The organism is Streptomyces sp. NRRL S-118 (assembly GCF_000716335.1).
Classification (GTDB): domain Bacteria; phylum Actinomycetota; class Actinomycetes; order Streptomycetales; family Streptomycetaceae; genus Streptomyces.
The window spans coordinates 1-7,316 of the sequence record NZ_JOBL01000278.1; the positions used below are offsets into that span (position 1 = coordinate 1).

3 protein-coding genes are annotated in these 7,316 nt (G+C 75.0%); all 3 read right to left on the reverse strand.

The genetic code is table 11. The features are described from left to right. On the reverse strand, window positions 1-2,985 hold a 2,985-nt coding region (locus IH00_RS0103200; RefSeq protein WP_039946122.1), incomplete at its 3' end, for a non-ribosomal peptide synthetase. A 97-nt stretch (window positions 2,986-3,082) separates the two neighbouring features. Continuing rightward, complete coding sequence (locus IH00_RS0103205) at window positions 3,083-3,289, reverse strand: MbtH family protein (protein WP_031069290.1); 207 nt, start codon at window positions 3,287-3,289, stop codon at window positions 3,083-3,085. A 42-nt stretch (window positions 3,290-3,331) separates the two neighbouring features. Beyond that, window positions 3,332-7,316, reverse strand: a 3,985-nt coding sequence (locus IH00_RS0103210; RefSeq protein ID WP_039946124.1) for a non-ribosomal peptide synthetase, incomplete at its 5' end; no start/stop codon positions are given.

The window sequence follows — 7,316 nt, forward strand, 5'->3', positions numbered from 1 at the left end:
GCCGTTCGGCGTCAGCGGCAGCCGGTCGAGGCCGACGAAGACGGCGGGCACCATGTAGTCGGGCAGCAGTCCCGACAGGTGGGCGCGCAGGTCGGACGTCCGCGCCCCGGCGTCGGCGCCCTCGGTCACGGCGTACGCCACGAGGCGCCGCCGGCCGGTGTCGTCCTGCCAGGCGAGGACCACCGCGTCCCGCACGTCCGGGTGGGTCAGCAGGGCGCTCTCCACCTCGCCCAGCTCGATGCGGAAGCCCCGGATCTTGACCTGGTCGTCGGCGCGCCCCAGGAACTCCAGGTCCCCGGAGGCCAGCCAGCGCGCCCGGTCCCCGGTGCGGTACAGCCGGTCGCCCGGCACGAAGGGGCTGTCAATGAACCGCTCGGCGGTCAGTTCCGGGCGGCCGTGGTAGCCGCGCGCCACACCGTCGCCGCCGATCCAGATCTCGCCCGGGACGCCCGGCGGGACGAGGTTGCCGTGCGTGTCGAGGACGTAGACGCGGGTGTTGGGCAGCGGACGGCCGATCGGCACGTACACCTGGCCGAGCAGGCTCTCCTCGGTCGGGGCGAAGACCGTCGAGTCGACGGTCGCCTCGGTGCCCCCGTACGCGTTGACGACGACGCAGTCGTGCCGGATGCGGTGCAGCAGGGCACGGCAGTCCTCGACCCGCCAGCCCTCGGAGCCGACCGAGATCAGCCGCAGCGGCGGGAACGCCTCACCGCGCCGCTCGACCTCCTGCAGGACGGCGTTGAGGAGCGAGGGGACGATCTCCAGGCCCGTCGCGCCCGTCGCGGCGATCAGGTCGAGCAGCGCCGACGGCTCGGTGGTGACGTCCTTCGACGCGATGATCAGCGCGCCGCCGAAGGGCAGGGAGCGGATGAGGTCGGCGAAGAACAGGTCGACGGAGAGGCTCGACACCGACAGGAAACGAAGCTTCAGCGCCTCCAGCCCGTACCGCTCGTCCCAGGCCGTGACGATGTGCCGGACGTTGCGGTGCTCGACGGCGACCCCCTTGGGCTCGCCGGTGGAGCCCGAGGTGTAGATGACGTACGCCAGGTCCCCGGCGGTGACGGCGGTGCGCGGCGGGGTGGCGGGCAGCCGCCCGATCGCCTCCCGCTCCGTGTCCAGGTCCACGATCCGCAGGCCGTCGGCGGCCGGCAGGCGGTCGCGCACCGCGGACTGCGTGACGACGATCCGGGCGCCCGAGTCCGCCAGCATGTACGCGAGACGGTCGGCCGGGAAGCCGGGATCGAGCGGTACGTACGCGGCGCCCGCCCGGAGGATGCCGAGGATGCCGACGGCCATGGCGGAGCCGCGCTCCACGCCGAGGCCCACCAGGGAGCCGGGGCCGGCGCCGAGCGCGATCAGGTGGTGGGCGAGCCGGTTGGCGCGCTCGTCCAGCTCCCGGTGGCTGAGGGTGGCGTCCTCGGCGATCACGGCGACCGCGTCGGGGGTACGGGCGGCCTGCGCCGCCAGCCGCTGATGGATCAGGGCGCCGTCGCCCGCTGGCAGTCCGGTGGCGTTCCAGTCGGTGGCGACCTGGCGGCGCTCGTCCTCGGTGAGCAGCGGCAGGGCCGCCACGGGCCGGTCGGGGTCGGCCACCGCGCCGGCCAGGAGCACGCCGAGGTGGCCGGCCAGCCGGGCGACCGTCCGCTCGTCGAAGAGGTCGGTGCTGTACTCGACCAGGCCGTGCAGGCGCCCGTCGCGCTCCTCGAACTCGAAGGTGAGGTCGAACAGGGAGGCGTCGCGGTCCAGCGGGTACGGGGAGACGGTCGTGCCCGCGAGGGCCAGCGCGTCGGCCGGGGTGTTCTGCAGTACGACCATGGCCTGCACGAGTGCCGTGCGGCTCGGGTCGCGCTCCGGCTGCACCGCCTCGACCAGCTTGTCGAACGGGATGTCCTCATGGGCGAACGCGTCCAGGACGGTGTCCTTCACGCGGCCCAGCAGCTCCGCGAACGTCAGCTCCTGGTCGACCTGGGTGCGCAGGACGACGGTGTTCACGAGGAACCCGACCAACTGCTCCAGATCCCGGTGGCCACGCCCGGCGGAGGACGTGCCGACGGCGATGTCCTCCTGACCGGACCAGCGCGCGAAGACCGTCTTCACCGCGGCCGTCAGCGCCATGAACAGCGTCGCGCCGCGCTCCCGGGCCAGCTCCTTCAGCCCCGCCACCGTGTCGTCGGGCAGCTCGAAGCCGTACACCGCGCCGGCCGACGAGCGCACGGCGGGCCGCGGCCGGTCGGTGGGCAGCTCCAGCGGGGCGATGCCCTTCAGCTGCTCGCGCCACCAGCCGAGGTGCTCCTCCAGCAGGCCGCCCTCCTCCAGCCGGCCACGCTGCCAGGCGGCGAAGTCCGGGTACTGGACCGGGACCTCCGGCAGGCGGGGCTCGCGGCCCTCGGTGCGGGCCGCGTACAGCTCGCCCAGTTCGCGGGCGACGACGCCCATGGACCAGCCGTCCGTGACGATGTGGTGCATCCCCAGCACGCAGATGTGCTCCACGTCGGAGAGGCGCACCAGCAGGACGCGGACCAGGGGGCCGGCCGTCAGGTCGTACGGGCGCCTCATCTCCGCCCGCACGGCGTTCCGCGCGGCGTCCTCGTCCTCGGCGTCGACGGTCCCCCAGCCGGGGTCGAGCCGGTCGTGGACGATCTGCACGCCCCGGCCGTCCCGGGAGGCGAAGGTCGTCCGCAGCGCCTCGTGGCGGGCCACCAGGTCGCGGACGGCGGCCCGCAGCGCGTCCGCGTCGAGGGGCCCGCTGATCCGGACGGGCAGCGCCGAGTGGTAGTCGGCGCCACCCGGCGCGAAGTCCTCCAGGAACCACAGACGCTGCTGGCCGAAGGACAGCCGCAGATCACCGTCGCGCGGCACCGCCGGGACCAGGGGCGCGGCGGCCGCGGCGGCCCCGCCCTGGCCAGCCAGCCGCTGGGCGAGCGCCTCGCGGAGTCGTTCGGGAAGGGCGGCTATCCGGTCCGCGCGGGAAGACGGCGTGTTCATTGGCGGGATCCCCCAGGAGAGTGCTGGTCAGCAGGTCGAGAAGGCGGCCCGTCCGGCCCCCCGCCGGCGGTGGCGGGGGACCGGGCGGCGGCCCGGGTCAGGCGGTGGCGGTGCGCAGGCTGCGCGGGCGCATGTCGGTCCAGTGCGCCTCGACATGGGCGAGGCACTCCTCGCGGGGCCGGTCGGCGAGAACGGTCTCCCAGCCGGCCGGCACGGCGGTGCCGGTGGGCCACAGCGAGTACTGGCCCTCCTCGTTGACGAGGACGTCGTACGAACGGTCGGACTGCTCGAAGGGGTTGGACACGATGGACCTTTCGCGTGAGGGATGAAGGGGGGCGGGGGTGGGTCAGGACGTCCCGGCGGCCGCTTCCAGCTCGGCCAGGACCAGCTCCTCGACACCGGCGGCGGTCCCGGCGACCGTCGGCCTCTCGAAGAGCGCACGCGGCGACAGGGCGGTACCGAACAGGGCGTTGATCCGCGACACTGTGCGCAGGGCGAGCAGCGAGTCGCCGCCCAGCTCGAAGAAGTCGTCGTGGACCCCGACCTGTTCGGCACCCAGCAACTCCTGCCACACCTCGGCGATCAGCTCCTCGGTGGGCGTCGCCGGGGCCTCGTACGCCGTGCCGGTGGCGAGACGCTGCTCGGGGGCGGGCAGCGCCCTGCGGTCGACCTTGCCGTTGGCGGTCAGCGGCAGCGCCTCCAGCGTGGTGAACACGGCCGGGAGCATGTGCTCGGGCAGCGACGCCGCCAGGTGGGCGCGCAGCTCGGCCGCCCCGGGCACCGGCGCCCCGTCGGCCGGGACCACGTGGCCCACCAGGACGGTGCGGCCCGACGCCGGGTCGGTGTGCGGGACGACGGCCGCGTCACCGACCGCCGGGTGGGTGACGAGCGCGGCCTCGACCTCGCCGGTCTCGATCCGGAAGCCGCGGATCTTCACCTGTCCGTCGGTGCGGCCGAGGAACTCCAGGGTGCCGTCCGCTCGCCACGCCACGAGGTCCCCCGACCGGTACATCCGGGCGCCGGGCGCGCCGAACGGGTCGGCGACGAACCGTTCCGCCGTCAGACCCGGCCGCCCCAGATAACCGTGGGCCAGGCCGTCGCCGGCGATGTACAGCTCGCCCGGCACACCGACCGGCGCGGGGGTGAGCCCCTCGGTCAGCACGTGCACGCGGGTGTTGGGCAGCGGGGAGCCCAGCGGCACGGAACCGCCGCCCAGGGAGCCGCGCACGTCGTGGGTGGTGGTGAACGTGGTGGCCTCGGTGGGACCGTACCCGTTGGTGAGCCGCAGCGCCGGGTGCGCGTCCAGGACCCGGGCGCAGTGCTCCGGGGAGAGCCGGTCACCGCCCGCGACGAGCTGCCGCAGCCCTGAGAACGCACCGATGTCGTCGTCCGCGACCTGGTGGAACAGGCCCGCGGTGAGCCACAGGTGCGTGACGCCGCGTTCCTTGAGGAACCGGCCCAGCTCCGCCGGCGTGGGCAGCCCCTGCGGGTGCACGGCCAGCCGCGCCCCGCGCAGGAGGGCCGCCCACACCTCGAACGTCGACGCGTCGAAGGACAGCGAGGCGAACTGCGCGACCGTGTCACCCGGGCCGACGTCCGTGTACGCCGCCTCGTGCACCAGCCGGACGACGGCCCGGTGCGGGGTGAGCACGCCCTTCGGGGTACCGGTCGAGCCGGAGGTGTACATCACGTACGCGACGTGGTCCGGGGCCGGGTGCGGCCCGGGCGCCGTCGCCGGCCGTACGGCCACCGCCGCGGCGTCCCCGTCCAGGTCGACGGTGCGGGCCGCGGAGGCGGGCAGCCGGTCGCGCGTCGCCTCCTCGGTGACCACGAGCTCCACCCCGGCGTCACCGATCATGTACGCGAGCCGGTCGGCCGGATAGTCCGGGTCCAGCGGCACGTACGCGGCGCCGGCCTTCAGGACGGCGAGCAGCGCGGTGACCGCGTGCGCGCCCCGCTCCAGGCACAGGCCGACGAACGCGCCGGGTCCGGCACCCAGCGACACCAGGTGATGGGCGAGCCGGCCGGCCCGCTCGTCCAGCTCGCGGTACGTCAGCTCCTCGTCCCCGTACGTCAGGGCGACGGCGTCGGGGTGCGCGGCGGCCCGCGCGGCGAACAGCTCCGTGAGCGAGACCTCCGGCAGGTCGCGGGCGGTGTCGTTCCAGGCCCGTACGGTGAGTTCGGCCTCCGCGGCCGTGAGCATCGGCACCTCGCCCACCGGGGCGGCATCGCCGGCGGCGGGCAGCGCGGTCAGCAGGGCCTCCAGGTGGCCGCACAGCCGGGTGGCGGTCTCCCGGTCGTACAGCTCCGCGTCGTACGCGAGGGTGTAGGCCAGCTCGTCACCGCCGTAGGCGATGAGGTTCAGCGGGTAGTTGGTCGCCTCGGTGCCGGTCAGGCCGCGGACGCGCAGCCCGTGTGAGGCGGCCGCCTCGTCGTCCATCGGGTAGTTCTCGAAGACGACCAGGGTGCGGAACAGGTCGTCGCCGCGCTCGACGTCGCCGCACGCCTGGATGCGCGGCAGCGGCACGTACTCGTACTGGCGTGCCTCGACCTGCGCCCGCTGCACCTGCGCCAGCCAGTCGGCGACCGGTGCGGTCCCGTCGACGCGGACCCGTACCGGCAGCGTGTTGATCAGCATGCCGATCATCGACTCGGCACCCGGCAGGTCGGCCGGGCGGCCCGAGACGGTGGCGCCGAACACGACGTCGTCCGCTCCGGCGTGCCGGGCGAGCAGCAGCGCCCAGGCGCCCTGGAGCACCGTGTTGACGGTGAGCCGCTGCCGGCGGGCGAAGTCGAACAGTTCGCGGGAGGCCGCCGGCGACAGACGACGCGTGATCCGGGCGGTGGATCCCGTGCGGTGGCCGGGCGCGGGGTGCCGGAGGGCGGGGAGCGGGGTCGGCGCCCGGAAACCGGCGAGGGTGTCCCGCCAGTACGTCTCGGCCGCCGCCAGGTCCTGCCGCTCCAGCCACTCGACGTACGCGCCGAAGGGCCGGCCGGTGGGCAGCGCGGGCTCCCGGCCGGCCGCCAGGTCCGCGTACGCCTTGTGGGTCCGCGCGAGGACGTCGAAGGTGGACCAGCCGTCCAGCAGGATGTGGTGGAAGGCGCACACCAGCCGCACCGACGCGTCCGTCAGCCGGACGACGGTGAGGCGCATCAGCGGAGCGGTGGTCAGGTCCACCGGCCGGGCGAGGTCCTCGGCCAGGAGACGCCGCACCGCCTCGTCCCGCTCGGCGGCGGGCAGGGCACGCCAGTCGAGGTGGGTGACCGGCAGCTCGGCCCGGCGGTGGACCACCATCAGCGGGCGCTCCACGTCCCGCCACTCCAGCGAGGCGCGCAGCACGCCGACACGGTCGGCGACCGCCTGCCAGGCGCGCGCCAGCAGCGCGGGGTCGGTGACGCCGTCGAGCTCGAAGGACATCTGCTCGGCGTACGCGCCCGGGTCGGACAGGGTGTGGAACAGCATGCCGCTCTGCAGGGGCGTCAGCGGATGGATGTCCTCGACGTCCCGGCCGTCGCCGGCGATCCGGTCCACGGCCGCCTGGTCGAGCCGGGCGAGCGGGAAGTCCGACGGGGTCGCGCCGCCGTTCCGCGGGTCCAGGCAGTGCTCCACCACCCCGCGCAGCGCGGCGAGGAACGCGTCCGCGAGCCGCCGCACGGTGGCGGTGCGGTGCACGGCGGGGGCGTGGATCCAGTCGACGCGCAGCTCGCCGTCGCCGACGGCGGCCACGATGTCGATGGTGTGCGGGCGGGGCTGCTCGGGCGCCTGGTCGGCGCCGAGCGCGGCCAGCCGGGCGCGCACCAGGCCGCTGTCCCCGGTGGAGCCGTCCCACTGACCGAGGTAGTTGAAGCTGACCTCGGGGTGCGGGGCGGTCCCCAGCGCGGTGAGCGCGGGGCTGCCCGGCTCCGACAGGTGGCGCAGCGCCCCGTACCCGATGCCGCGGCCCGGGACGGCCCGCAGCCGCTCCTTCACCGACTTGAGGGCCTGCCCCCAGTCCCCGTCGGGCACGTCCAGCGTGACCGGGTGGATGGTGGTGAACCAGCCGACCGTGCGGGACAGGTCCACGTCGTCGAACAGCTCCTCGCGGCCGTGGCCTTCGAGGGCGATCGTCACCGGGTCGCCCGCCCAGTCGCGCAGCACGCGGCCGAGCGCGGTGAGCAGCACGTCGTTGATGTGGGTGCGGTACGCGGCGGGCACGCGCTGCAGCAGCGCCTCCGTCCCGGCGCGGTCGAGCCGCACGGACGTGACGGCCGCCGCGCCGAAGGTGTTGGCGCCGTCGTCACCGGAACCGTCACGCGGCAGCGGGCGGACGGCGGAGGCCGTCTCCTTCCAG